This window comes from Sphingobium sp. TB-6 (genome assembly GCF_012927365.1).
Classification (GTDB): domain Bacteria; phylum Pseudomonadota; class Alphaproteobacteria; order Sphingomonadales; family Sphingomonadaceae; genus Sphingobium.
On record NZ_JABBGL010000011.1, the window covers coordinates 103,979 to 126,287 of the forward strand.

23 protein-coding genes are annotated in these 22,309 nt (G+C 65.8%); 7 read left to right on the forward strand and 16 right to left on the reverse strand.

What is annotated here, in order from left to right:
• Positions 1-86: 86 nt before the first annotated feature.
• The 4 genes from HHL26_RS15985 to HHL26_RS16000 all read right to left on the reverse strand — a co-directional run bounded on the left by HHL26_RS15985 (position 87) and on the right by HHL26_RS16000 (position 3,211).
• Positions 87-572, reverse strand: a complete 486-nt coding sequence (locus HHL26_RS15985) for a diguanylate cyclase (protein WP_066562078.1) — start codon at positions 570-572, stop codon at positions 87-89.
• A gap of 68 nt (positions 573-640) precedes the next feature.
• On the reverse strand, positions 641-1,930 hold the full coding sequence (locus HHL26_RS15990; RefSeq protein WP_066560961.1) for a transcription antitermination factor NusB: 1,290 nt from the start codon (positions 1,928-1,930) through the stop codon (positions 641-643).
• Positions 1,931-1,995: 65 nt separating this feature from the next.
• Positions 1,996-2,502 carry a DUF1993 domain-containing protein gene (locus HHL26_RS15995; RefSeq protein ID WP_066562080.1) on the reverse strand — a complete coding sequence of 169 codons (507 nt, stop codon included), beginning with the start codon at positions 2,500-2,502 and terminating at the stop codon, positions 1,996-1,998.
• Positions 2,503-2,608: 106 nt separating this feature from the next.
• Positions 2,609-3,211, reverse strand: a complete 603-nt coding sequence (locus HHL26_RS16000) for a hypothetical protein (RefSeq protein ID WP_066560964.1) — start codon at positions 3,209-3,211, stop codon at positions 2,609-2,611.
• A gap of 90 nt (positions 3,212-3,301) precedes the next feature.
• On the opposite strand from HHL26_RS16000, the gene HHL26_RS16005 reads away from it, so the two are divergent.
• On the forward strand, positions 3,302-4,765 hold the full coding sequence (locus HHL26_RS16005; RefSeq protein WP_066562082.1) for a PLP-dependent aminotransferase family protein: 1,464 nt from the start codon (positions 3,302-3,304) through the stop codon (positions 4,763-4,765).
• A gap of 112 nt (positions 4,766-4,877) precedes the next feature.
• On the opposite strand, the gene ribH is transcribed toward HHL26_RS16005, so the two are convergent.
• From ribH to HHL26_RS16050, 9 genes are all read right to left on the reverse strand, one after another.
• Positions 4,878-5,300: a 6,7-dimethyl-8-ribityllumazine synthase gene (ribH, locus tag HHL26_RS16010; RefSeq protein WP_066560965.1), complete on the reverse strand. Its 423-nt coding sequence runs from the start codon at positions 5,298-5,300 to the stop codon at positions 4,878-4,880.
• Between the two features lie 10 nt (positions 5,301-5,310).
• Positions 5,311-6,594, reverse strand: coding sequence for a 3,4-dihydroxy-2-butanone-4-phosphate synthase (ribB, locus tag HHL26_RS16015; protein ID WP_066560971.1), 1,284 nt, complete (start codon positions 6,592-6,594; stop codon positions 5,311-5,313).
• 83 nt (positions 6,595-6,677) lie between these two features.
• The gene (locus HHL26_RS16020; protein WP_066560974.1) at positions 6,678-7,292 is read right to left on the reverse strand and encodes a riboflavin synthase; all 615 of its coding nucleotides are present in this window, start codon (positions 7,290-7,292) and stop codon (positions 6,678-6,680) included.
• A gap of 67 nt (positions 7,293-7,359) precedes the next feature.
• Positions 7,360-8,373 (reverse strand): bifunctional diaminohydroxyphosphoribosylaminopyrimidine deaminase/5-amino-6-(5-phosphoribosylamino)uracil reductase RibD, encoded by a 1,014-nt coding sequence (gene ribD, locus HHL26_RS16025; protein ID WP_257721819.1) that lies wholly within the window; start codon positions 8,371-8,373, stop codon positions 7,360-7,362.
• The gene (locus tag HHL26_RS16030) at positions 8,370-8,840 is read right to left on the reverse strand and encodes a hypothetical protein (RefSeq protein WP_066562084.1); all 471 of its coding nucleotides are present in this window, start codon (positions 8,838-8,840) and stop codon (positions 8,370-8,372) included. The genes ribD and HHL26_RS16030 overlap by 4 nt, the downstream gene beginning before the upstream one ends.
• Before the next feature lie 83 nt (positions 8,841-8,923).
• Positions 8,924-9,610 (reverse strand): energy transducer TonB, encoded by a 687-nt coding sequence (locus tag HHL26_RS16035; protein ID WP_066560979.1) that lies wholly within the window; start codon positions 9,608-9,610, stop codon positions 8,924-8,926.
• Between the two features lie 184 nt (positions 9,611-9,794).
• Entirely contained in the window at positions 9,795-11,060 is a 1,266-nt protein-coding gene (locus HHL26_RS16040; protein ID WP_066560982.1) for a DUF445 domain-containing protein, read from the reverse strand.
• A 163-nt stretch (positions 11,061-11,223) separates the two neighbouring features.
• Positions 11,224-14,382 (reverse strand): efflux RND transporter permease subunit, encoded by a 3,159-nt coding sequence (locus tag HHL26_RS16045; protein WP_066560985.1) that lies wholly within the window; start codon positions 14,380-14,382, stop codon positions 11,224-11,226.
• Positions 14,383-14,491: 109 nt separating this feature from the next.
• Positions 14,492-15,664: an efflux RND transporter periplasmic adaptor subunit gene (locus HHL26_RS16050; protein WP_066560988.1), complete on the reverse strand. Its 1,173-nt coding sequence runs from the start codon at positions 15,662-15,664 to the stop codon at positions 14,492-14,494.
• Positions 15,665-15,862: 198 nt separating this feature from the next.
• Between HHL26_RS16050 and HHL26_RS16055 the strand changes: the two genes are divergently transcribed.
• Complete coding sequence (locus tag HHL26_RS16055) at positions 15,863-16,111, forward strand: GlsB/YeaQ/YmgE family stress response membrane protein (protein WP_066560991.1); 249 nt, start codon at positions 15,863-15,865, stop codon at positions 16,109-16,111.
• A gap of 68 nt (positions 16,112-16,179) precedes the next feature.
• On the opposite strand, the gene HHL26_RS16060 is transcribed toward HHL26_RS16055, so the two are convergent.
• From HHL26_RS16060 to HHL26_RS16070, 3 genes are all read right to left on the reverse strand, one after another.
• Positions 16,180-16,434 (reverse strand): GlsB/YeaQ/YmgE family stress response membrane protein, encoded by a 255-nt coding sequence (locus HHL26_RS16060; RefSeq protein ID WP_066560993.1) that lies wholly within the window; start codon positions 16,432-16,434, stop codon positions 16,180-16,182.
• Between the two features lie 160 nt (positions 16,435-16,594).
• The gene (locus HHL26_RS16065) at positions 16,595-16,894 is read right to left on the reverse strand and encodes a DUF1153 domain-containing protein (protein ID WP_066561002.1); all 300 of its coding nucleotides are present in this window, start codon (positions 16,892-16,894) and stop codon (positions 16,595-16,597) included.
• 109 nt (positions 16,895-17,003) lie between these two features.
• Positions 17,004-17,300 (reverse strand): hypothetical protein, encoded by a 297-nt coding sequence (locus HHL26_RS16070; RefSeq protein WP_046762224.1) that lies wholly within the window; start codon positions 17,298-17,300, stop codon positions 17,004-17,006.
• 125 nt (positions 17,301-17,425) lie between these two features.
• On the opposite strand from HHL26_RS16070, the gene mnmA reads away from it, so the two are divergent.
• The 5 genes from mnmA to thiL all read left to right on the forward strand — a co-directional run bounded on the left by mnmA (position 17,426) and on the right by thiL (position 22,070).
• Positions 17,426-18,532, forward strand: coding sequence for a tRNA 2-thiouridine(34) synthase MnmA (mnmA, locus tag HHL26_RS16075; RefSeq protein ID WP_066561009.1), 1,107 nt, complete (start codon positions 17,426-17,428; stop codon positions 18,530-18,532).
• Between the two features lie 82 nt (positions 18,533-18,614).
• Positions 18,615-19,277 (forward strand): ATP phosphoribosyltransferase, encoded by a 663-nt coding sequence (gene hisG, locus HHL26_RS16080; RefSeq protein WP_066561012.1) that lies wholly within the window; start codon positions 18,615-18,617, stop codon positions 19,275-19,277.
• Complete coding sequence (gene hisD / locus HHL26_RS16085) at positions 19,267-20,556, forward strand: histidinol dehydrogenase (RefSeq protein ID WP_066561015.1); 1,290 nt, start codon at positions 19,267-19,269, stop codon at positions 20,554-20,556. Before hisG ends, hisD begins: the two co-directional genes overlap by 11 nt.
• Positions 20,557-20,642: 86 nt before the next feature.
• Positions 20,643-21,089 (forward strand): transcription antitermination factor NusB, encoded by a 447-nt coding sequence (nusB, locus tag HHL26_RS16090; protein WP_066562086.1) that lies wholly within the window; start codon positions 20,643-20,645, stop codon positions 21,087-21,089.
• A 66-nt stretch (positions 21,090-21,155) separates the two neighbouring features.
• Complete coding sequence (gene thiL, locus HHL26_RS16095) at positions 21,156-22,070, forward strand: thiamine-phosphate kinase (protein WP_066561017.1); 915 nt, start codon at positions 21,156-21,158, stop codon at positions 22,068-22,070.
• Positions 22,071-22,309: the final 239 nt, after the last annotated feature.

Sequence of the window (22,309 nt, forward strand, 5' to 3'; positions counted from 1 at the left end):
CCTTGGCCGTGGTTAAGGGCAACGCCCGATTCGCGCTATCCACAGGCTTTTGATGACGGGGATTTTGGCGGCTGTGGCGATGGTCTTCAGGACAGGACGAACAGCGTGGGGTCCAACCCCTTGGACGGGCCTGCGCCCTTGGGCAGGAATTGCTTAACGCCGTGTAAAGCAACCACTTGATTTTGCTTGACAATGGGAGCGGCGATCAGGCGCATGACGCATTCGCCGCCGTCCGCCGGGCGAATGTCGACGTCCAGCGTGAAGCCGCGCCGGTGGCGGATGGCATAGGCGCGGAGCTGCTCCATGGCGGCACAGCTTTCCGGCGCATAGAGCGACACGGCAAGCGGGCGCGGGACGAGCATGCCCCGCTCCAGCCCGAAAATGTCGTAGACGCCGTCGGTCCAGTTCAGGCTGTTGTCGCTGAGCTCGCAGTGCCATAGACCCAGGCCACGCTCGGCCAGCGCCTCGTCGTCGCGGGCCAGCCGGTCGTCCAGCATGACCGGCGCCAGATGCTCGCGCAGGGCGTAGAGCGGCCAGCTATGGTTCAGGGGAAGAGGCTCGGTCGGGCGCAAAGCGGGTCTTTCCTGGAGCGGCTCGGACAACAACGGCACGGTCTGATCGCACCATAATGGATGCTTGGTTAAGGCTTAGTGGATCGCACGAGCCGCGCAATGAAAAAGCCGTCCGTGCCGCCCCGGTCCGTCAGCGTGTCGGGCAAGGTGCGGACCCAGCCTTGCGCCGTGGGAGTGATGCCGTCGGGCAGTTCGGCGGGGTCGGCGGGGCGTGAAGTGAAATCGGGATGGGCGTTCAGGAATTGCGCGACCTGTTCCTCGCCCTCGGCCTGTTCGAGCGAGCAGGTGGCGTAGATCAGCGTGCCGCCGGGCTTCAGCCAGTCGGCGGCGCGGGCGAGCAGTTCGGTCTGGAGCTCGGCCAGCTCCGCGATCTGGCGCGGGCCGATGCGGTGCAGCACGTCAGGATGGCGGCGGTAGATGCCGGTGGCGGTGCAGGGGGCGTCCAGCAGGATGGCGTCGGCTGGGCTGTCCGGGGTCCAAGTGCGCAGATCTGCTTGCATGACCTCGGCAGACAGGCCGGTGCGGGCGAGGTTTTCCCGGAGGCGATCAAGGCGCTTTTTCGACTGGTCGACGGCGGTGACGCGCCAGCCCGCGGTGGCAAGCTGCATGGTCTTGCCGCCGGGGGCGGCGCAGAGATCGAGGATGTGGCGGCCTTCACCCTTGCCGAACAGGCGGGCGGGGATGGAGGCGGCGAGATCCTGCACCCACCAGGCGCCCTCGGTGAAGCCGGGAAGGTCGGGGATATTGGCGCTTTCCGGCAGGCGGACATGGCCGGGGGCAAAGCTTTGACCGCCCAGATCTTCGGTCCAGCGGGCGGTTTCGCCGGCGTCGCGCAGGCTGAGGTCGATGGGCGGACGTTGGGCATAGGCTCCGGCGGCGGCTTGCGGCATGGCGTCGCCCCATTGCCCGGCCCAGCGGCTGGCGACCTCGGGCGGGAGGGCCGGGGGCGAAGGCAGCGTCGGGTTGGCGCGGGTCAGCGTGCCGAAGACGCCGTGGACCAGCTTGCGCGGGCCGCCGTCGACCAGCGGCAGGGCGGTGGCGATGGCGGCATGAGGAGCCGTGCCAAGCGCGAGGACTTGAATGAGGGCGATGCGCAGGACCATGCGCGCCTTGGCGTCATGCGGGAGCGGCTGGCGCGTGGCGCTGTCGATCAGGGCGTCGAGATCAGGCAGGTGGCGCAGCGTTTCGGCGGCAATGGCATGGACAAGGGCGCGGTCGGCCGGGGCCAGTCCCTGGGCGGCGCCGTGCAGGGCGAGTTCGAGCGGATCGCCCCGGCGCAGCACAGCATCGAGCAGGCGGAGCGCGGCGCGGCGGGCGGGGAGGCCGGGGACGTCTTCGGGGCGGGGGGATTTTGCCATCGCTCGCGCCTAGGGCAAAATGCGCGGGAAAGTAAGTTTTGTTCGTTCAGGCCACGATCCGTCGTTTAGATTCCGCCCAGATAATCGAGCTTGCCGACCGGCACCCCCGCCTGTCGCAGCAGCGCATAAGCGGTCGTCACATGGAAATAGAAATTGGGCAGGGCAAAGCCGAGCGCATGGCTGCGCCCGGTGAAGGCGAAATCGCCCCGCGGGGTCTTGAGGATCACCTCGGCATCCTCCCGTCCGTCGATCCGTTCGCGGGGCACGGATTCCAGGAAGGCGATGGTCTTGGCGATCCGCTCCTGCAAATCGGCAAAGCTCCGTTCGGTGTCGGGCATCGGCGCCGGGTCGAGCGCGCCGATGCGGATGACCGCACCTTTGGCGCTGTCGCTGGCATATTGCACCTGCGCGCTGAGCGGGGCCATGTCCTCGATCAGCCGCGCCAGCGTCAGCGTCAGCGGATCGATCCCCTTTTCGGCGGCATAAGCGGCCCCCTTGTCAAGAATCGCGGACAGATTGCGCAGACCCCGGATGAATAGAGGCACGGTCAGGTCATACAGGTCGGTCGCCACCAAGCTCTCCTCATCATCTTGAGGGGGCATCATATGGCTCCGACCGCCTCTGTCGATACCCGGCCGAAATAAAAGCTCCATGCCGGCGGGTCAGGGGGCAACCAAATCAGGCAAGAGCGGGGCGCTCTGGCGGGGCGATGGTGAAGAAGGGCAAAGCGTGGTGCACGATCCAGCCGATCGTCGCCGCATAGAATATGGTGCCAAGCCCGACCGTGCCGCCCAACAGCCAGCCGATCGCCAGCACACCGATCTCGATCCCGGTCCGCACCCATTTGACCGGCAACCCGGTGCGACGGCAGAATCCGGTCATCAACCCGTCACGCGGCCCCGGCCCCAGTCCCGCGCCGATATAGGCACCGCCCGCAATGCCGTTGAGGACGATCCCGGCCGCCAGCCAGGCAAAGCGCATGGCATAGCTTTCCGGCGTCGGCAGGATCAGGAGGCTCAGGTCCACCGCGGTTCCGATCACCAATATGTTGCAGACCGTACCGATGCCGGGCCGCTGGCGCAGCGGCCACCAGAGCAGCAGCACGATCGCGCCGATCAGATTGACCGTCATGCCGAAGCTGAGCCCCAGGCGCGGTGCCAGTCCCTGATGCAGCACGTCCCAGGGGTCCAGCCCCAGATTGGCGCGCAGCATCAACGCCATGGAAAAGCCGTAGAGGCCAAGACCCCAGAAAAGCTGAAAGAGGCGGCGGTGCATCATCATGACGGTCGAAATCGTCCGAAATGGCCTTTTACAAAACAGCCAATATTGGATAAGTGGCCCCCTTCACCCCTTGGATTGGAACTGATCGCCATGTCCACTTCCCTGCTGCGACCCCCTTCCCTGCTCCGCCTGCTGGGCGCCTGGCGCGCCGGGGACAGCGCCGAGCCTGCCTATCGTCAATTGGCGCAGGCGCTGCGGATGCTGGTGCTGGACGGTCGCATCGGCCTCAATGTCCGCCTGCCGGGGGAACGGGAACTGGCTGCCGCACTGGGCCTCAGCCGCACGACCATCGCTGCCGCCTTCGACCGGCTGCGCGACGAAGGTTTTCTCGAGAGCCGGCAGGGGTCCGGCAGCGTCACGCGTTTGCCGCCCGGCCGGATGGAACAGACTTCGCCGGAGATCGACACGGTCAGCGGCGGCAATATCCTGAACTGGACCCATGCCGCCCTGCCCGCCGCGCCGGGAGTCGGCCGGGCCTATCAGGCGGCGGTGGAGGCACTTCCCACCTTTCTGGGCGAGTTGGGCTATGATCCGCTGGGCCTGCCGCCGCTGCGCCGGGCGATCGCCGCGCATTACGAACGGCGGGGATGCCCGACGAGTCCGGACCAGATCATCGTCACCAACGGCGCGCAGCAGGGATTTTCCCTGCTGCTTCATTGGCTGGCGGGGCCGGGAGACCGGGCAGTGATCGATCACCCGACCTATCATAATGCGATCCAGGCTCTGCAGCGCGCCCATGTCGTGCCGGTGCCGGTCGGCCTGCCCGCGCAGGGATGGGACATCGATGCGATGGAGGCGGCCTTCCGCCAGACAAGCCCACGTTTCGCCTATATCATCGCTGATTTCCACAATCCCACCGGGCGCAGCATGGACCCGGCCACCCGCCGCGCGCTGGTGGCCGCCGCCATCCGATCGCACATGCCGCTGATCATCGACGAGACCATGGTGGCGATGGGGCTGGACAATATGCCTCCGCCGCCGGTCGCGGTGCATGATCCTTCGGGCCGGCAGGTCATCACCCTGGGTTCCGCCAGCAAGATTTTCTGGGGCGGGCTGCGCGTCGGCTGGATTCGCGCCGATCCGCAGACCGTCGCGGCGCTGGGTCGCCTGCGCACCACGATGGACATGGCAAGCCCGGTGGTGGAGCAGCTTGCCGTCGCGCATCTGATCGACGGCGATGAGGGATTGGGCGCGCGGGCGGCCATGCTGCGGGGGCGTCGCGATCATCTTCTCGGGCTGATCGAACGGCACCTTCCTCACTGGCGCGCGGAATCCCCAGCGGGCGGCCTGTCGCTCTGGGCGGAACTGCCGCGTGGGGAGGCGACGGCGCTGGCCGCCATTGCCGAAAGCCATGGCGTGCGCGTGGCACCGGGGCCGCGCTTCGGGGTGAGCGGTGCATTTGAACGTTTCCTGCGCTTGCCTTTCACCCTGTCCGAGGAGCAGTTGACGGCGGGCGTGGAACGGCTGGCCGAAGCCGATGCGCGGCTTCACGCGCGCATGCCACGCGGCCGCGATTCACTGGCCGCCGCGCTGGAGGCGGACCGGCTGATCTGAGCTATGGCGGGAATTGGCTAACTCCAGCCCTTGCCCAATCTCAATATCTGGAACACATGAAAGGGACCGCCCGGCAAGCAGCCCCTTTTTGCTCATTCATATATCCAGCGTCTCAGGCGCTGAATTTCTCGCGCAGGGTGAGCATGGCGATGGCGGCCTTGGCCGCTTCGCCGCCCTTGTCTTTCTCGTCCTTTTTCGCGCGGGTCAGCGCCTGGGCTTCGTTTTCGACCGTCAATATGCCATTGCCGATCGGAATGCCGTCCATGCTGAGCGCCATCAGGCCGCGAGCGCTTTCGTTCGATACCACTTCGAAATGATAGGTTTCGCCGCGGATCACCACGCCGATGGCGATGAAGCCGTCATAGCGGCCGCTTTCCGCCGCCAGCGCCACCGCGCCGGGAATTTCCAGCGCGCCGGGAACCGTCACCACTTCATATTTATGCCCCTCATCCTCCAGCGCCGTGGTGGCGCCTTCGATCAGCAGGTCGTTGAGATGGTCGTAGAAGCGCGCTTCGACGATCAGGAATTTTGCCATGGATGGTTCCTTAAAGCTCGATCGACCGCTGCCCAACCACGGCCAGGTCATAGCCGTCAAGCGCGATCAGGCTGTGATGGGTGTTGCTGATCAGGATCATGTCATGCACGCCGAGTTCGGCCAAAATCTGCGCGCCCACGCCATAGTCGCGCAATTCGTCCATGCCCGTGCCGGGCTGACCGGCATGATGGCGCAGGATGCGGGTGACGACATCGCCCGGCGATTGGGGGGTAAGGGCAACGATGATGCCCGCCCCTTCCTCCGCGATGATCTCCATCGACTTGGCGAGCAGGCCGTTGCGCGGTCCAGTCGATCCGTAGACATCGTCAAGCAAGGAGAGCTGGTGCATGCGGACCAGCGTCGGCTCATCGGACGAGACATTACCTTTTTGCAGCACAAGCTGCTCGGTCTGGGTCGCCTTGTTGTAGAAGCTGATCGCTCTCCAGTCGCCGCCCCACTGGCTGTTGAAGGTGGTTTCGGCGCGACGTTCGACCATATGGTCATGCCGGCGGCGATAGGCGATGAGGTCGCGGATCGTGCCGATCTTCATCTTGTGCTTCTGGGCGAAGGGGATCAGGTCGTCCAGCCGCGCCATGGTGCCGTCATCCTTCATCACCTCGCAGATGACGCCGGAGGGATTGAGGCCGGCAAGGCGGGCGACGTCCACCGCCGCTTCGGTATGGCCGGTGCGGACCAGCACGCCGCCATCCTTGGCCACCAGCGGGAAGACATGGCCGGGGGTGACGATATCGTCGCGGCTCTTGGACCCGTCGATCGCGACGGAAATGGTGCGGGCGCGGTCGGCGGCGCTGATGCCGGTGGTAACGCCCTCGCGCGCCTCGATCGACACGGTGAAGGCGGTTTCATGCCGCGTGCCATTGTTGCGGCTCATCAAACCCAGGCCCAGATGATCGACCCGGTCCTTGGTCAGCGCCAGGCAGATGAGGCCGCGGCCATGGGTGGCCATGAAGTTGATCGCGTCGGGCGTCGCCATCTGCGCGGGGATGACTAGGTCGCCCTCATTTTCCCGGTCCTCGTCATCGACCAGGATGAACATGCGGCCGTTGCGGGCTTCGTTGATGATCTCTTCGGGGGAAGCGAGCGCGGTGCCGCCCTCGCGCTTGATGAGATAGCTTTCCAGCTTACCCAGTGTTTCGGCAGTCGGGTTCCAGTCCGCCTCGCCCAGCTTGCGCAGGGAATTGGCGTGAAGGCCCGCCGCGCGGGCAAGGCCGGATCGCGACATGCCCCCATCGGTGACGAGCGAGCGGACGGTATCGATAAGGGCTGACGACATGCTAACGACTCCTTCCCCGAGGCGGGGTCCGAAACGGAATGGTGTCGCATATCACATCATGATGTGATTATGGCAAGAGATAATCACATTGTGCCGCTGCGAAGGCTCTGCATGCGGTCGAGATAGCGCGCCAGCACGTCGATCTCCAGATTGAAGGCGCGGCCCGGTGTCAGGCTGTCCAGAGTCGTCGCGGCGGCAGTGTGGGGGATGATGTTCAGACCGAAATGGACGGAGCCATCGGCCTGGTCCTCCACCGTGTTGACGGTCAGCGAGATGCCGTCGACCGTGATCGATCCCTTGGCGGCCAGAGCGGGCGCCAGTTTCGCGGGCGCGGCGATCAGAAGGCGGGTCGAATCGCCTTCGCTGGTGGCGGACACCAGCGTGCCTACGCCGTCGACATGGCCGGTCACGATATGGCCGCCCAGTTCGTCCCCGACCTTGAGCGCGCGTTCGAGATTGAGGCGGCCGCCTTGTTCCCACAGGCCCGGCGCGGTGCGGGCGGCGGTTTCGGCCGACAGGTCCACCGCAAACCAGTCCGCGCCCTTTTCGACCACCGTCAGGCAGGCGCCGGAACAGGCGATGGATGCCCCGATGGCAACCGTTTCCATGTCATAGGAACAGCCGATCACCAGGCGCAGGTCGCCGCGCTGCTCATGGGTACGGATGGTGCCGATGTCGGTGATGATGCCGGTGAACATGATCGCTGATCCATTTTTTCCCGTTCGGGCCGAGCCGGACGAACTTATGTTTGAGTTTTGCCGTGATCTAGGCGCTACGCGTGCGAACGTAAACCTCCAGCCGGTCCTCGCCCAGCCGCCGTTCGTCGCTGAGCCGCCAGCGGCCATGGGCGTCGGCAAGATCGGTCAGGCCGATATCGCCTATGCCCGCCAGCCCCGCCCCGATGACGATCGGCGCGCGATAGAGCAGCAGCCGATCGACCAGATCGGCGCGCAGAAAGGCGGCGGCGGTCTGCGCGCCACCCTCGACCAGCAGATGATCGACCTGGGGCAGAGTGGCGATGTCCTCCGGCGCGGCGATGCTTTCCCAGCCTTTGGGCACGGCGGCATGGCTGAGCAGCACGCGTCGCGGCGAGCGATCCTCCAGCCCGGCCAGTCGCACGTCCAGGCGCGGCGCATCGGCGCGTAGCGTCCCGCCGCCGACCAATATGGCGTCATGCCGCGCCCGTTCCATATGGGCATGGGCGCGGGCCGCATCGCCGGTGATCCAGCGGCTGGACCCGTCGGCCAGCGCGATCCGGCCGTCGAGCGACAGCCCAAGCTTGAGCGTGACGGCCGGCCGGCCCAGCGTCTCGCGCAGCACAAAACCGCGCATGGCGGCGGCGGCTTCCTGCGCCATCAGCCCCATCTCGACGGCGATGCCGCGCTTGCGCAGCCAGGCGGCGCCCTGTCCGTCGGTACGCGGATCGGGATCGCGCAGGGCTATGACGACGCGGCGCACGCCCGCCCGCGCCATCAGGTCGGCGCAGCGCGGGCCGCGTGGGGACAGATGGAAGCACGGCTCCAGCGTCACATAGGCGGTGGCGCCGTGGGCGCGGTCCATCGCCTGCTCCAGCGCCTGGGCTTCGGCATGGGGGCGACCGCCCTTTTGCGTCCATCCCCGGCCGACGACATGGCCGTCGCGCACGATCAGGCAGCCGACATTGGGATTGGGGGTGGAAAGCCCGCGCCCGCGTTCCGACAGGGCGATGGCAGCCGCCATGAAACGCCGGTCCTGCGCGGGATCGGCGGGGGATCGGGCGGTTTTGGATCGGGCGCTCAGGGCTGGGCAGCTCCGCTTTGGGCTGATCCGGGGCCGGATCTTTCCGTCGCCTCGGCCTTGGCCAGCCGGGCGTCGAGCTGTGCGTTGATCTGCTTCAGCGCTTCCTTGCGGCGGGCGGTGTTACGCGCTTCGTCCTTCTTCCAGTCGATGCCGAAAATATCAGCGACGCCCTGCATCTCCTTCTGCTTCTTCTCGATCGCCGCCTCGCGCTTGGCGAGGTCGATCTTCTGCTGGAGGATGATCGCCGCGTCGGAACGGCTGGCGTCCCAGCTCTGCACATAGAAGATCTGGTTGCGCGTCGGCATGGTGTTGGTGTTGGCGTCGACGATGAAGGCCCAGATGATGACCCAGGTGAACGCGACGGACAGGCCGAGCAACGGCCATTTATGAGGCCGGTTCTCACGAAAATAGCTCCACAGGTCGCTCATCGCGCTCTTGGGAGACACCGGACGGGGGAATATCGCCATCGCGCCGATATAGGGGAAGGCGGGGCCGGATGCAAAAGCGCTGTTGCCCGATGCGGTGATTTCCGGCCCCCTTCCCTTGGATTTCAAACGTCTGCGAGGCGGAAATGGACGGTCAGCACCTTGGCTGAACTGATCGCCACCCCATCCCGAGTCGCCGGGCGGAAGCGCCATTTGCGCAAGGCGTGGCGCTGGGTGGCGAGCCAGAAGGCTTCGTCGGTGGCGGACAGCCGCTCTATGTCGGTGACGCGGCCATCGGGACCGATGGTGACGCGGACCACGACCTTGCCCTCCATCCCCTGCCGAATCATCGTGCCGGGATAGTCGGGCTGGAAGGCGGCCAGTGCGCGGGGGTCGATGGTGGCGTCGGCCAGCACAGGCTCGAGGCCCGGCGGAATTATGGGTGGCGTGATCGTGCCCGTACCGGGATCGCCAGCGGCAATATGATCGTCGGCCTTCGTCGTGAAGCCGGTCGGCGGCGTGGGGACGGCCGGTTTTTCCACCACGGTCGGATGGGAATGGGGCAGGGGCTTGGCATCGCTTTCCGGCTGGGGCCGTTCCGGCGGAGGCGGCGTGTCAGCGACCGGATAGGTGGTCAGCGGCGGAGGATCGCGAAAGACGTCGATCATCTCCTTGGGCATCAGCAGATAGGCCCCGACCACCAGCGCATGAACGGCGATCGCACCGCCTATGCCGAAAGGGGATCGGGCGCCGCCGCTATAACCGGAAAGCTGAGCCTCGCCACCTGCTGTCCGCAACGTCATCAGTCGCATATCGCACCCTCCTGTCATGCGATCCCTCACGGATCGTCATGACATGTTACAACATAATTTTATGATATGTTGCAACATTAATTTTGATTGATGGAGTGAGCGACGGCATGCGCCAGCGCCTTTCCAACATCGGAAACTGGGTTCCTGCCTGCGCAGAAACACGGCTGGAATTAGCGGGGCAGTTCTACAGCAGGGTGTCGACGGCGTGGATGGCGAGTCCCACCAGCCCACCCACCAGCGTGCCGTTGACGCGGATATATTGCAGGTCGCGCCCGACCGCATGTTCGAGCCGGCTGGTGACAGTGCCCGCATCCCAGCCGCGCACGGTTTCGCTCACCAGCTTGACGATGGAGTCGCCATAGGTCGCCGTCGCCCCAACGGCGGCACGCCGCATGAAGCGGTTGATCAGCAGGCGCAGCCGGGCATCCTCCTGCAAGGTAGCGCCCAGTTGGTGGAGCGCTTCACCCAGACGCCCGGCCATGGCCTTGCCGGGATCGCGCACGGCCCGCAGCAGGCCGCTGCGCGCCTGCTCCCACAAGCCGTCGATCCAGCGCTGCATCGCCGGATTATCGACGATCTCGTCGCGGATGCGGGCGACGCGGGCCTGCATCTCCAGGTCGAACTGGAGGTCGGCGGCAAGCTTCGTCAGGCCTTCCTCCGCCTTCAGCCGCAGGCTGTGTCCGGCGTCCTGCGCCATGTCGGCCAGCAGTCTGCGCAGCCCGTCGATGATCGCGTTGGCAAGATTTTCGTCCAGGCCGGTCCAGCGCAATATCTTGCCCGATCGGTCATGCACCATCTGGCGGATCAGATGGTCATTGGCCTCCAGCGTGCGGTCCGCCCAGAGGATGATGCCGTCCATCACAGGGGCATGGCGGCCGTCGCGCATCGCCGCCTCCAGCGCCTGGCCGATCAGCGGGGCGAGGTTCATCGCCCGCAGCCGCTGGGCGATGGCGCCCTTCACCATGCCGCCCAGCCGTTCCTGGTCGAGCGCCTCCAATATGTCGGCGGCGAGACGGGACGCGCCTTCGCGCAGCCGCCCGTCGCCGCTGGAGGGACTGGCGAGGAAGCGCCCCGCCACGCCCGCCATGTCCAGCCGCTGCATCCGCCGGGCGACGACGGCGGGTGTCAGGAAATTGTCGCGCAGGAACAAGGCGAGCGTGTCTCCGATCCGGTCCTTGTTGCGCGGAATGATCGCGGTGTGCGGGATCGGCAGGCCCAGCGGATGGCGGAACAGGGCGGTGACGGCGAACCAGTCGGCCAGTCCGCCTACCATTGCCGCCTCGGCAAAGGCCTGAACAAAGCCGATGGCGGGGTGGAGGTGTACGGTGGCCCGCGCCGCCAGAAACAGCGCCGCCATGGCGAGCAGCATGCCCGTCGCCACCATCCGCATGCGCCGCGCCGGATGGACAGGACTGACGGCGACGGGGCGGGGCGGGGCAAGCATTTTCATGACCAGCTAACGGTTACGCCGCCGTTTCGTTCAGGCAAGTGCTTCTTTTCAGGGCTGGGGTGGTGGCTGCGATCGACCAAGCCATTAACGCATCGTGCTCCTGCGAAGGCAGGAGCACGACGTATTTCCAGGAAAACGGCGCAAGCCAGACCGCCTTACACTCCTATTCCGCCGGTTGCGCGGCCCCCGCCCGGTTGTCGCCGGGCTTGTAGGTCAGCAGGCGGCGGCCGAGGCGCGGGCCGACCCATTCCTCGATCCCCAGCGCCAGGCTGAAGGTCGCGGGCACGATCACCAGCGTCAGCACGGTCGACAGGATCAGGCCGCCGATCACGGTGATGCCCATCGGGGCGCGCCAGGCACCGTCGCCGCTCAGCGAAGCAGCGGTCGGCACCATGCCAGCGACCATCGCCACGGTGGTCATGACGATCGGCTGGGCACGCTTGTGCCCGGCGTCGATGATCGCCTCCAGCTTGGGCACGCCCTTGCCCATCTCCTCCAGGGCGAAGTCGATGACCAGGATCGAGTTCTTGGCGACGATGCCCAGCAGCATCAGCAAGCCGATCAGCACCGGCATGGACACCGGATTGCCAGTCAGGTGCAGCGCCACCGCCCCGCCCAGCGGCGCCAGCAGCAGCGATCCCAGGTTGACGAAGGGCGGCATCAGCCGCTTGTAGAGCAGCGTCAGCACCGCCAGCACCAGCATGATGCCGGAAATGACCGCGATGACGAAATTCTGGATCATCTCCGCCTGCCACTTGCTGTCGCCGGTGTTCAGCTTCTGCACGCCCGGGATCTGGCCGGCGGTGATCGCCTTCATGGTCGGCAAGGCATTGATCTTGACCATCGCCTGGCTGGTGACGATGCCCGGCGCCAGGTCCGCGCCCACGACGATGCGGCGGATCTGGTTGTAGCGGCGAATCTGCGTCGGTCCCGCGCCGAATTCGATGTCGGCCACGACCTTCAGCGGCACGGAGCCGCCGCTGACCGTGGGCACCGGCATATTCTCGATCGTCGCAAGGTCGCGGCGGCTGTCTTCCGCTATCGCTACGCGGATCGGAATCTGCCGGTCGGACAGGGAGAATTTGGCGCTGTTCTGATCGATATCACCGATCGTCGCGACACGGATGGTCTGGCTGAGCGCGGCGGTGGTGACGCCCAGGCTGGCGGCCAGGTCGAAGCGCGGCTTGATGACGATTTCCGGCCGGTTCATGTCGCCCGCGACCCGCGGCGCGCGGATTTCATGAATCCCCGCCATTTCCGACACCAGCTTGTTGGCGGTCTGCTCCAGCTTCACCGGGTCGTCGCTACCGAACATGATGATGATGTCCCGGCCGAAGCCGCCGCCCGATTGCGATTGGAAATTGACGCGGGCGTCCGCGACCTGCTGGAATTTGGGCGCGATCTTGCGTTCCCATTCGACCGAGGAGATGGGCCGGTCCTTCCTCAGCGTCAGGTAAATGTCGGCGCCGGTCGTCTGGATATCGGCAAAGGCGGCTTCGACCATGTCCTTGTCGGCGGCGAGCATGTCCGCCACCTTGCGGGTGATCGCCGTGGTCTGCTGCAATGTGCTGCCGGGCACGGTTTCGACCTTCACCTGGCTGAAATCCGTGTCGATCGTCGGCTGGAACGACATGGGCAGCGTGCCGAAGGCCGCGATGGTCGCGATGAAGGCCAGAAAGCCGAAGCCCATCGTCCAGATGCGATGGTCGCGAAGCCATGCGGTAAAACGCGCCGCACCGCCGCGGGCGCGATGGGCGACGGCCCGGCGTTCGTCCAGCGACCAGCGCAGCACCGCCATATAGACGTCCATCAGCCAGCCTTCGCCATGGCTTTCCTGGCCATGGGCCTTCAGGAAATAGGCGGCGATCATCGGCGTGATCAGGCGCGCGACCGCCAGGCTGAGCAGCACGGCGACCACCACGGTCATGCCGAACTGGATGAAGAACTGGCCCGAAATACCGGGCATCAGCGCCACCGGCAGGAACACCGCGACGATCGCCATGGTCGTGGCCAACACCGCCAGGCCGATTTCGTCGGCGGCGTCGATGGAGGCCTGATAGGCGCTTTTGCCCATGCGCATGTGGCGCACGATATTCTCGATCTCCACGATGGCGTCGTCCACCAGCACGCCCGCCACCAGGCTCAAGGCCAGCAGCGAGATGCCATTCAGGGTGAAGCCCATCATGTCCATGAACCAGAAGGCCGGAATCGCGGACAGCGGAATGGCGAGCGCCGAGATCAAAGTGGCGCGCCAGTCGCGCAGGAAGAGAAAGACGATGACCACGGCCAGCACCGCGCCCTCGATCATCGCCTGCATGGCGCTGTGATATTGGCCCTTGGTATATTCGACGCTGGTGTAGAGCTGTTTGTACTGGACCTTCGGATTTTCCTTCCGAAGCTGCTCCAGCACCTTCATCGCGTCGTCGAAGACGGTGACGTCGGACGATCCCTTGGCCTTTTCCATGCTGAAGCTGGTCACCTGCCGCCCGTTCATCAGGGACAGCGTGCGCTGTTCGGCATACATGTCGCGCACATCGGCCAGGTCGGCCAGCTTGACGGTGCGGCCGCCGGAAATGGCGATCTGGGTTTGGCCCAGCGCATAGGCGTCGCGGGCGTTGCCCAGCACGCGGATCGCCTGTTCGGCCCCGGCGATTTCGGTGCGGCCGCCCGCCGCGTTCAGGTTCACTTGCTGAAGCTGCTGGTTGACCTGGGACGCGGTGATGCCATGCGATTGCAGCTTGGCGGGGTTCAGGATGACGCGGATTTCGCGGGACACGCCGCCGCCGCGCTTGACCGCCGCCATGCCGGGCACCGCCAGCAGCCGCTTGGCCACGCTATTGTCGACATACCAGGACAGTTCCTCCAACGTCATGTCGGTCGCTTCGGCGCTGAAATAGGCGATCGGCCCGCCGTCAATGTCGACGCGGCTGACCTGCGGTTCCAAAATGCCTTCGGGCAGGTCGCTGCGGATCTGGTCGACGGCGTTTTTCACATCGTTGACGGCGCGGTCGACCGGCGTGCCGATCTGGAACTGCACATTGGTGTTGGACTGGCCCTCCGACACCCAGGAGGTGATCTCGTCCACGCCGCTGATGCCGCGCACCGCCGCCTCGACGCGTTGCGTCACCTGCGTTTCCAGTTCGGTCGGCGCCGCGCCGGGCTGGCGCACGACGACGCTGGCCATGGGGAAGCTGATATCGGGATTCTGATTGACGTCCATCCGGCTGAAGCTGACGATGCCCGCCAGCAGCAGCGCCACGAACAGCACCAGCGGCGACACCGGGTTGCGGATGGCCCAGGCGGAAATATTACGAAAACTCATGACGGCTTCCTCGCCTGCCGGTGGGCGCGCAAGTTTTTGTTGTCGCATCGTTTCAAGCGGAAAACCGGTTCCCACTTTTCCGCACGATGCTTTGGCGCGCCACGCCGCTTCATTTGGACTTGCTGACCTCTGGCTTCACCTTCTGCCCCGGCGTCAGAAAGGCGCCGGCCGAAGCCACGATGCGTTCATTGCCGTTGAGGCCGTTCAGGATCGACACGCCCGCATCCGTCACCTGGCCGATCTTGACGTCGCGCCGCTGCACTTCGTCGCGGCCGTTGACGACAAAGACATAATTGCCCTTCTCGTCGCTCTGCACCGCCGATTCCGGCAGCATCGGCGCGGAGCCGGTGCCGCTGACGATCGCGGCGGAGGCGAAACCGCCCGGACGGATCGCCGGATTATAGGGGATGGCGATCCGGGCAATGCCCTGACGATTCTGATTGTCGACCACCGGCGACACCTGCCAGACGCGTCCGGTAAATTGCTCGGTGCCACCGACCGGGGTGACGGTGGCGCTGTTGCCGGTGCGCAGCGTGGCCAGATCGCCTTCGCTGACCTGGGCCAGCATTTCCATCTCGCCACCCTTGGCCATGCGGAACAGCGTGGCACTGCCCGATCCGACGATCTGGCCCGGTTCCACCGCACGGGTCAGCACCAGCCCGGCGGCGGGCGCGCGGATGTCGAGGCGGCCGGTGCGGGCGCGCTGTTCGGCCAGTTGGGCAATGGCGACATTGACGCGGGCATTGGCGGCATCGCGGGTCGCGGTGCGCTGGTCGATGTCGGCCTGGCTGATGAAGCCGCGCGACACCAGCGCCTTGGCGCGGTCGAGCTGGGCCTGCGCCAGCTTGGCGTCGGCGCGGCTGACCTCCACCTGCGCGGCGAGCGAGCGGATCTGTTCGGTCTGGACGGAGCGCTCGACGGTCGCGAGTATCTGGCCGGCGCGGACCCAGTCGCCCGGCTGCACCAGCACCCGCGTCACCGCACCGCCTTCGCCCACGACGCCCACCGGCATTTCCACCCGCGCGGCGAGCGATCCGGTGGCGCTGATGGTGTGCGACACAGTCGACTGGCCGGGGCTGATCACCGTCACGACCGGCGCCTGCGTGGCGCTGGCGGGGGTTTCCGCGCCCTTGCCGCGCATGCTGACCCAGGTGGCGACAGCGATCAGGATGATGGCGACGACGGCGCCGATCACCAGCCTGCGGCGCCAGATCGAGCGCTCATCCTGATCGCCAAGGACATTTGCCGGCGCATCACCGACCAGCGGGGTTTCGTAATTCATCCTGAATCCATCTTTCGGCCATCAGCGCCGTTCGGGTTGCTGTATTACATGAATACATCACCCGGCTCAAGCCCCCATTATCACGGCCGTGGGAAGGATCGCAAAGCCATTTGGCAGGCGCGGGGCGTCCGCTCGACCGGCCCTTGCCAAAGGCGCCCGACTGTGGCGCTATAGCCCGCATGGCGGCGGGAGGCGGCGATGGAATTGCTGGGATGGATCATTGTCGGCCTGTTCGCCGGGGCGCTCGCCCGGCTGGTCATGCCAGGCCGCGATCCGGGCGGCTGCGTCGTCACCATCCTGCTGGGCATCGCCGGCGCCCTGCTGGCGGGCTATGTCGGGCGACTGCTGGGCGTTTATGAACCCGGCGAGCAGGCGAGCTTCATCGCGGCCGTGCTGGGGTCGATCGGCGTGCTGGCGCTCTATCGATTCTTTGCCGGGCGGGGTTGAACAGCCGCATATGCGCATAAAAGAGGCCGCGCCCCTACGGACACGGCCTCTTTGTTCTTGCCGGGTGTTTAGCGGACCGAACCGCGACGCACCAGATTGACGATCGCGAGCAGGATGACAGCGCCAACCAGCGACACGAGGAAGCTGTAAAGCGTCAGGCCGTCATTGATCGAACCGCCGCTGAAGATCAGGCCACCGATGAACGCGCCGACGATGCCGACGACGATGTTCAGCAGGATGCCCTGTTGCGCGTCGGTCCGCATGACCATGCTGGCAAGCCAGCCGATGACGCCGCCGACAACGAGCCACAAAATGATGCCCATTTCTCACTCTCCTTGGTCCACAGCCCCTTTCGGGTGGGCTGATCTGTTCAACGGAGAAGTCGGCTTTACGTTCCATTTCACCTTGACAAAGCAGAAGGCCGCCGGATGCCAGATCCGGCGGCCTTGCTGTAATGCGACCCTTTTTTCTAGAAACGGATGATCAGTATTTCTGCTGCCGTTCGTAGAGGGACTTGTAATATTGGATGCGCGTCACGCGCAGGCCGTGCATGCCGGAACGGTCGACGGCGCGCTGCCAGCTCGCAAATTCCTCCAGCGTCAGCGAATAGCGGGCGCAGGCTTCATCCACGGTCAGCAGGCCGCCATTGACGGCCGCGACGACTTCAGCCTTGCGGCGCACGACCCAGCGAGTCGTGTCCACGGGCGGCAGGCTATCCAGAGTCAGGGGTTCTCCTAGCGGCCCGACGACCTGTGCAGGTCTGATTTTCTGGTTCTCGATCATTATCACCCTCAATAAGCGGCACTGGCGTTGCCGATTGTTCAGCAGTGCGAACTGTTTGCGCTCCAAGCCCTGAACAGGGCCTAAAGCGCCACGGTAAACGCCCCCTTCATCATCCTTGCCCCACCCTTAATCGGTTCGCGATCAACGGGTTAAAGCTGCCCGCGAGCCCTACGGCCTCGATATTGCCGCCGGAACGTGGCGCGAGGATATCGGCCAGTTCCTGGACCCAGTCGCCTTCGATTTCCTGCCCCCGCAGGACGCCCGCGACCGCCTGCGCGGTCGGGCTGGCCGCCTGCGCCGCCGCCGAAGCGGCCCGCAAGGACGGCCAGACCGGCACGCGCCGCCGGCCCGAAGGCTTGACGAAGCTGGGCTTGAGCCCGCCTGTCCGAAGGAATCCCAGATCCATGGGAGAGGGATTTAGAGCCTAAAGGATAAGGTCCGGTAAACTTGTCCCCCGAAATGGGTACGGCGATGCGACGAAAGATTGAATCCGGCTGGCACCCTGGGACGGGGACGACTATATGCGCGCCCATGCAGCCCCAGTTCCAGCTTACCGAGCCGCTGAATGCGCGGCGCATCGTCGTCGCCATGTCGGGCGGCGTGGATTCGAGCGTCGTCGCCGCGCTTGCCGCGCGCACGGGCGCGGAAACCATTGGCGTGACGCTTCAGCTTTACGATCATGGCGCGGCGGTGGGACGCACCGGAAGCTGCTGCGCGGGACAGGATATTCGCGATGCGCGGGCGGTCGCGGACCGCATCGGCATCGCCCATTATGTCTTTGATTATGAAAGCCGGTTCCGGGATTCGGTGATCGCTGATTTTGCCGATGAATATATGGCCGGGCGCACCCCTATCCCCTGTGTGAAGTGCAATATGGGGGTGAAATTCACCGACCTGTTCCAGATAGCGCGCGACCTTGGCGCCGACTGTCTGGCCACCGGCCATTATGTGCGCCGGATGGAAGGGGCGCGGGGCGCGGAACTGCATCGCGCAGCCGATCCGGCGCGGGACCAGAGCTATTTCCTCTTCGCCACGACTCAGGCGCAGCTCGACTATCTGCGCTTTCCTTTGGGCGGCCTGCCCAAGCCGCAGGTGCGCGAGATCGCAGCGGAACTCGGCCTGTCGGTTGCGCTCAAACCGGACAGCCAGGACATCTGCTTCGTGCCCGATGGCGACTATGCGAAGATCGTGCGCAAGCTGCGACCCGATGCCGATGAGGGCGGGGACATCGTTCATATCGATGGCCGCGTGATGGGCACGCACAAGGGGATGATCCATTATACGGTCGGCCAGCGTAAGGGGCTGGAGATCGGTGGGCAGGCCGAACCGCTTTATGTCATACGTCTGGATGCCGAAGACCGGCGCGTGATCGTCGGGCCGAAGGCGGCGCTGGCGGTGTCGGCGGCGCGGCTCTCCGACATCAATTGGCTGGGCGGGGATTTCGCCGGGCCGCTGACCGCCAAGGTGCGCTCCATGGCCAAGCCGGTCCCGGCGCGGCTGGAGGGCGAGCGGTTGGTCTTTGATGCGCCCGAATATGGAGTGGCGCCGGGACAGGCGGCTGTTCTCTATGCGGGCGACCGGGTGCTGGGCGGCGGCTGGATCGCGGCGACCGAGGCGGCGCTGGCGGAGGCGGCCTGAACCTACCCCCAACCCCTCCCGCAAGCGGGGTGGGCAGCCCGACCTTGCCCTTTCACGCCCCTCCAAGTAAGGCGCGCGGGTCATGACTCGTCCGCTCACCTTCGCCATCCCCAAGGGGCGCATCCTCGATGAAGCGCTGCCCTTGCTCGCCAAAGCCGGTATCGAGCCGGAGGCGGAGTTCCATGACAAGAAAAGCCGCGCTCTCCGCTTCGCCACCAATCGGCCCGAAGTGTCGATCATTCGCGTGCGCGCCTTCGACGTGGCGACCTTTGTGGCGCATGGCGCGGCGCAGATCGGCATCGTCGGTTCGGACGTGCTGGCAGAGTTCGATTATTCCGAGATTTATGCGCCGGTCGACCTCGACATGGGGCATTGCCGCCTGTCGGTCGCGGAACCCGTCGGCTTATCGCAAGAGGACGAGGCCGCGCTCAGCCATGTGCGCGTCGCGACCAAATATCCCTATCTCACGCGCAAATATTATGAAGCGCGGGGCATTCAGGCCGAATGCGTGAAGCTGAACGGAGCGATGGAACTGGCGCCCTCGCTGGGGCTGTCGCGGCGGATCGTGGACCTTGTGTCGTCGGGCGCGACGCTGAAGGCCAATGGGCTGGTCGAGACTAACATCATCATGCAGGTGTCGGCGCGGCTGATTGTCAATCGCGCCGCCTATAAAATGCGCTCGGCCGAACTGGTGCCGCTGGTGGAGGCTTTCCGCAAGGCCGTGGGGACGAAGGATGCCGCTTAGGCTCGACACGGGCGACGCCGATTTCGCTGCTGCGTTCACCGCACTGGTCGATGCCCGGCGCGAGGCCGATGAGGATGTGTCGCGCGATGTGACCGCGATCCTCAAGCGGGTGCGCGCCGAGGGTGATGCGGCGCTGGCCGACTATACCAGCCGTTTCGATCGCCACGATCTGGACGTCAGCGGCTGGGCGGTGGAACCCGCCGAATGCCGCGCGGCGCTGGAGGGTCTTTCCACCGAGCTGCGCGACGCGCTGGAACTCGCGGCGGCGCGGATCGCCGCCTATCATAAAAAGCAGAGGCCGCAGGACAGCGACAGCATTGATGCGGCGGGCGTTCGCCTGGGGGCGCGCTGGAACGCCGTGGACGCGGCGGGGCTTTACGTCCCGGGCGGCCGGGCGGCCTATCCCAGCTCGCTGCTGATGAACGTGATCCCGGCCAAGGTGGCGGGCGTGTCGCGCATCGCCATGGTGACGCCGACCCCCAATGGGGAGATCAATCCGCTGGTCCTCGCCGCCGCGCAGATCGCCGGGATCGAGGAAATCTGGCGCGTCGGCGGGGCGCAGGCTGTGGCGGCGCTTGCTTATGGCACGGATCGGATCAGGCCGGTCGACGTCATCACCGGCCCCGGCAACGCCTGGGTCGCGGAGGCGAAGCGTCAGCTTTACGGCGTGGTCGGCATCGACATGGTCGCGGGACCGTCCGAGATCGTCGTGGTCGCTGACGCAAAGAACAATCCTGACTGGATCGCGGCCGATCTGCTCAGCCAGTCCGAGCATGACCCCACCAGCCAGTCGATCCTGTTCACAGACGATGCGGCCTTTGCCGATGCAGTGGCGGCGGCAGTGAAGCGGCGTTTGCCTTTGCTGTCGACGGAGGTCGTGGCGACCACGAGCTGGAACGCCAATGGCGCGATCATCGTCGTGCGTGATTTCGACGAAGCCATGCCGCTGGTCGACCGCCTGGCCGCCGAGCATCTGGAACTGGCGGTGGACGATCCCGACGCGCTGTTCGCCAATGTGCGCCATGCCGGGTCGGTTTTCCTCGGCCGGATGACGCCCGAGGCGGTGGGCGATTATGTCGCCGGGCCGAACCATGTGCTGCCGACCGGGCGTCGGGCGCGCTTCTCTTCGGGGTTGTCGGTGCTGGACTTCATGAAGCGCACCAGCTTCCTCAGCCTCGATCAGAACAGCATCGATGCCATCGGTCCCGCCGCCGTCGCGCTGGCGGAGGCGGAGGGGCTTCCGGCGCATGCGGCTTCGGTGGCGTTGCGGCTCAAATAATCCGTTGCCCTGCGCATTGCGCGGGGTCATTTTTCTCCCTCGGGCCGGTTTCGACATTTCCGGTTCGAACGGCTATGGACCTGTTGATGAACGATCGCTCCAAATCCCGCTCCGCCGCGCGCCTTGCCGCGGTTCAGGCGCTCTACCAGCTCGAAATGGAGGGCACGCCGCTCCATGTGCTGCTGCATGAGTTCCACCAGCATCGCCTGGGCGCGACCATCGAAGATGTGACCTATGCGCAGGCGGAGGAGAGTTTCTTCGACGATGTCGTGCAGGGCGTGGACCGGCGGCGGGAGGAGATTGATGGGCTGATCGTGGCGCGTCTCTCCAAGGGCTGGAGCCTGGAGCGGCTCGACAAGCCGATGCGGCAGATCCTGCGTGCGGGCACCTATGAACTGCTCGCCCGCAAGGATGTGGCGACCGGCACCGTGATCAGCGAATATGTCGATGTCGCCCACGCCTTTTACGACAAGCGCGAGGCGGGCTTTGTGAATGGCCTGCTCGATGCGGTGGCGAAGGACGTGCGGAAATAACGGTTATGGCCGATTGCGCTCCTGCGAAGGCAGGAGTGCGAGGCGCTAAAGAGGATCGGCCGTGCCATGTCCGCTGAATCGCGCTTCCTGACCCTGCTTCGCCTGCTGGCGAATGACCCCGCCGCGCAGGGCTTGCAGGACGATGTCGCCGTGCTGGAAGTCGGCGGCTCCCGCCTGATCCTCACCAGCGATACGATGGTGGAGGGGGTGCATTATCTTCCCGCCGATCCGCCCGCCGACATCGGCTGGAAGCTGGCGGCAGTGAATCTGTCCGATCTCGCGGCCAAGGGCGCGAAGCCGCTCGGCTGCCTGCTCAACTATGCGCTGTCCGGCGATGATGCGTGGGATGCCGCGTTCCTCGAAGGGTTGGGGGAGGCTCTGGCCCGTCACGCCATGCCTTTGCTGGGCGGTGACACGGTGCAGATGCCGAACAGGGCTCCGCGCAGCTACAGCCTGACCGCGCTGGGCGAGGCGACCGGCCCTGTCCCCTTGCGCGGTGGCGCCAAGGCCGGGGACCGGCTGTACCTGACCGGCCCGGTGGGGGATGCGGGCATCGGCCTTGAGCTGCTGCGAACCATGCCGGGCGCCTCTGGACCTCTGGTCGACGCCTATCGCCGTCCGCGTCCGCGTCTGGCCGAAGGGGCGCTGCTGGCGCCCCTTGTCCATGCCATGATGGATGTATCCGACGGCCTGCTGATCGACGCCTCGCGCATGGCAGCGGCGAGCGGCCTGGCCGTCACCATCGACCATATCCCGCGGTCGCCGGCACTGGAAAGCGCGCGTGGCGCCAGCAATGCGATTCAGATCGCGGCGGCGCGGGCGGGGGATGATTATGAGCTGCTCTTTGCCTTGCCCGCCGCGTTGAAGCCCCCGGTGCGGGCCATTCCGGTCGGGCGGTTTTCGCAAGGGACGGGATTGACGCTGATGATCGACGGGGTGGCCATGCCCTTGCCCGACCGGCTCGGCTGGGAACATGGCTGAACTTTTCTGATTTGCGTCAATGCCGTAACGGGTTGACGCGGCCCGTCCGCCCTGTAGCTTCACCCCCGACCTTTCTCAGCCCCGGTAGGACCGCATGATGTGCGTGAGCCTGTTGCTGATTGACGCGGTGCCCGATGCCGGATGCATGAAATCCGGCCGCCCGCCCTTACGCCCTTCGCCCGCCCGTAATTCCCTGCGGAGTGGCCGATGACAGGCATAACAGGGGGAGAGGAACATTC

Coding starts and splice junctions, on each gene's coding strand:
- HHL26_RS15990 (WP_066560961.1), bottom strand. CDS start 1,930: ATGGCAAAATCCCCCCGCCCCGAAGACGTCCCCGGCCTCCCCGCCCGC.
- HHL26_RS16000 (WP_066560964.1), bottom strand. CDS start 3,211: ATGATGATGCACCGCCGCCTCTTTCAGCTTTTCTGGGGTCTTGGCCTC.
- HHL26_RS16005 (WP_066562082.1), top strand. CDS start 3,302: ATGTCCACTTCCCTGCTGCGACCCCCTTCCCTGCTCCGCCTGCTGGGC.
- ribH (WP_066560965.1), bottom strand. CDS start 5,300: ATGGCAAAATTCCTGATCGTCGAAGCGCGCTTCTACGACCATCTCAAC.
- ribB (WP_066560971.1), bottom strand. CDS start 6,594: ATGTCGTCAGCCCTTATCGATACCGTCCGCTCGCTCGTCACCGATGGG.
- HHL26_RS16020 (WP_066560974.1), bottom strand. CDS start 7,292: ATGTTCACCGGCATCATCACCGACATCGGCACCATCCGTACCCATGAG.
- HHL26_RS16030 (WP_066562084.1), bottom strand. CDS start 8,840: ATGGCGATATTCCCCCGTCCGGTGTCTCCCAAGAGCGCGATGAGCGAC.
- HHL26_RS16035 (WP_066560979.1), bottom strand. CDS start 9,610: ATGCGACTGATGACGTTGCGGACAGCAGGTGGCGAGGCTCAGCTTTCC.
- HHL26_RS16040 (WP_066560982.1), bottom strand. CDS start 11,060: ATGAAAATGCTTGCCCCGCCCCGCCCCGTCGCCGTCAGTCCTGTCCAT.
- HHL26_RS16045 (WP_066560985.1), bottom strand. CDS start 14,382: ATGAGTTTTCGTAATATTTCCGCCTGGGCCATCCGCAACCCGGTGTCG.
- HHL26_RS16050 (WP_066560988.1), bottom strand. CDS start 15,664: ATGAATTACGAAACCCCGCTGGTCGGTGATGCGCCGGCAAATGTCCTT.
- HHL26_RS16055 (WP_066560991.1), top strand. CDS start 15,863: ATGGAATTGCTGGGATGGATCATTGTCGGCCTGTTCGCCGGGGCGCTC.
- HHL26_RS16060 (WP_066560993.1), bottom strand. CDS start 16,434: ATGGGCATCATTTTGTGGCTCGTTGTCGGCGGCGTCATCGGCTGGCTT.
- HHL26_RS16065 (WP_066561002.1), bottom strand. CDS start 16,894: ATGATCGAGAACCAGAAAATCAGACCTGCACAGGTCGTCGGGCCGCTA.
- HHL26_RS16070 (WP_046762224.1), bottom strand. CDS start 17,300: ATGGATCTGGGATTCCTTCGGACAGGCGGGCTCAAGCCCAGCTTCGTC.
- mnmA (WP_066561009.1), top strand. CDS start 17,426: ATGCAGCCCCAGTTCCAGCTTACCGAGCCGCTGAATGCGCGGCGCATC.
- hisG (WP_066561012.1), top strand. CDS start 18,615: ATGACTCGTCCGCTCACCTTCGCCATCCCCAAGGGGCGCATCCTCGAT.
- hisD (WP_066561015.1), top strand. CDS start 19,267: ATGCCGCTTAGGCTCGACACGGGCGACGCCGATTTCGCTGCTGCGTTC.
- nusB (WP_066562086.1), top strand. CDS start 20,643: ATGAACGATCGCTCCAAATCCCGCTCCGCCGCGCGCCTTGCCGCGGTT.
- thiL (WP_066561017.1), top strand. CDS start 21,156: ATGTCCGCTGAATCGCGCTTCCTGACCCTGCTTCGCCTGCTGGCGAAT.